The following is a 1,828-nucleotide window of genomic DNA, read 5'->3' as shown; positions in this document are numbered from 1 at the left end:
CAAACAACAGACACACCCGGCACCACCCAAACCAACGTTCAGGATCGCTCCGGAGCAACTTTTCAAACTTACCCGACATCAAGAAGCTTTGCAAATCAACGTTTCCGCGACCAGCGCTTCCCTCAACCGCCCCTACCCAAGAACCGGCGCGCCAGCAGGCGAACCATTTTCAGGCTGTTTGTCAGGGGATTGGTCGCTATCTTTCCGCTTCAGCGGCGGCGACTCAGAAAACAATACACGCCCACACCCCACCCCGCAAATCCACCCAAACACCACCCCCACACCCCCAAAAACCCAACCACAACAAGGAAATCCAGGGCATCAATACCGGAATAAACGTCCAGCGAGCTCCCCCCGAAAAATATGCACTACCTCACACAGCGCGCCGGCAGTCGCACCAATAGCATCACCCCGGATATTGAAAGCCGACCGCAACGATCTGATGGGCCAGTCTCCGTTGCCACACTTGGTTCACTGGTGGTGAGAAGCCGGCGCTCAAGAGCCGAGCTGCAACGTTCAGCAACGCCCCCCTTGTTTCCCGGACTAGAGTCGCGGCATCGCATGCGTAGCGGAATTGTTTGATGGGGGGCCGGCCGCGCTCCCGGTTCCGAGGGCACGCCGCAGTGCGCTCCATGTACCGGACCGGGCACTGCCCCGCAGGTCAGACACGGGGAAGGCTATGGGCTGTTCGTTGGATCTTAAGCCGGACAGGGAGTGCGCGGACGAAGAACTGACTGCTAATCCCGGCCGGGACGCCGTCATCCGCGTTTCGGAACTGGATCTGGAGCTGCCGCCCTTTTGGTTCCTGCGGGCCTCTGGAGCGGAACTGCAGGAGACCCCGCACTCAAGTCGGCTGCGGCCATAGTTGCCGGCAACGCTGTTGCCGGGCTGGGGCCGGACTCGCGGTGGGCGATCTATGAAGGGGTTCTCCTACTGTGGGAAACAGGAGGAAGCAGTTCGACATCGATTGCCTGCTGGACGCCCTTGTTTGGCACGGACGAAGCAGCAGTACAGGGACTTACTGGCGTGCGGGCAACGTGGGCCCAGGAAGAGCCCGGGAGAGTCCGCTGCCGATGCACCTAGTCCCGGGTTCCCCGGCGGCACAACAATCCCGCTATATGCGGCCGCTACTGCCGGCGGTGACCTACTACTCCAATGACGGGAACTCTGCTCCCTACGGCCAGCAATGGCGCGAAGGTGTCCCCGCTCCGGATTCTTACGGGTGGACAGCCACTTGGAGCGATTCGCCGGCCTTCATTCCGCTGCCTTGCCCTTGCCCTGCTCGAACATCTGGCCGGCGACTACGACGTTGAGGTACACGGGGACCCCGTGCACGCCAAGGATCTGCTGCTAGACGCCTGAGACGTGCTGCGGGCTGTAAAGGTGACGTCGGGGCTTCCCGGGTCTGCGCCGCGGATGTTTGTACTGACCGGCTATCCCGGGGTCACATTGCATGCCGGGGTGCTGCACGGTTGCCCCCTTCCCGTCTGCGGCTGCAAAGCATGTGACGAAACAGCTCAGACAACAGCAGATTGAATGGGCGCCTGGTGCTCACCGTCATGGAGGGGGATCCGTGAAAGCTAGCCTGTGGGCAGCCGCTGATGGAGCGAATATTCTGTGACAGCGCACGACGGATCCGGTTCAAAAAGTGCACCAGGCAAGCCCAGACTCACAGCCTCGCACTGATTCCACTGCACGGAAGATCGGCTACGGGACGTAGCTGGACCGGCCCGTTAAGTGAGAGAGGGTTCCGGCGGGGTTGTGTGTGTTAAATGTGGGAGGCCCCAACCATTGACTGGTTGGGGCCTCGACCTAATGATTGTCCGGC

At 61.2% G+C, this 1,828-nt stretch carries 2 protein-coding genes; both read left to right on the top strand.

The window, feature by feature from the left end; all coding sequences use genetic code 11:
- Positions 1 to 1,155 precede the first annotated feature (1,155 nt).
- Entirely contained in the window at positions 1,156 to 1,362 is a 207-nt protein-coding gene (locus AC3A4Z_RS22565) for a hypothetical protein (protein ID WP_498714545.1), read from the top strand.
- Positions 1,363 to 1,365: 3 nt separating this feature from the next.
- The gene (locus tag AC3A4Z_RS22560; protein ID WP_498714543.1) at positions 1,366 to 1,536 is read left to right on the top strand and encodes a DUF6226 family protein; all 171 of its coding nucleotides are present in this window, start codon (positions 1,366 to 1,368) and stop codon (positions 1,534 to 1,536) included.
- The last annotated feature ends 292 nt before the right edge of the window (positions 1,537 to 1,828 follow it).

The sequence above is a fragment of the Arthrobacter sp. Soil_C_49 genome (assembly GCF_057656635.1).
Note: the sequence above shows the minus strand (reverse complement) of the source record. Positions and strands in the feature narration are given on the sequence as shown.

Coding starts and splice junctions, on each gene's coding strand:
- AC3A4Z_RS22565 (WP_498714545.1), top strand. CDS start 1,156: ATGACGGGAACTCTGCTCCCTACGGCCAGCAATGGCGCGAAGGTGTCC.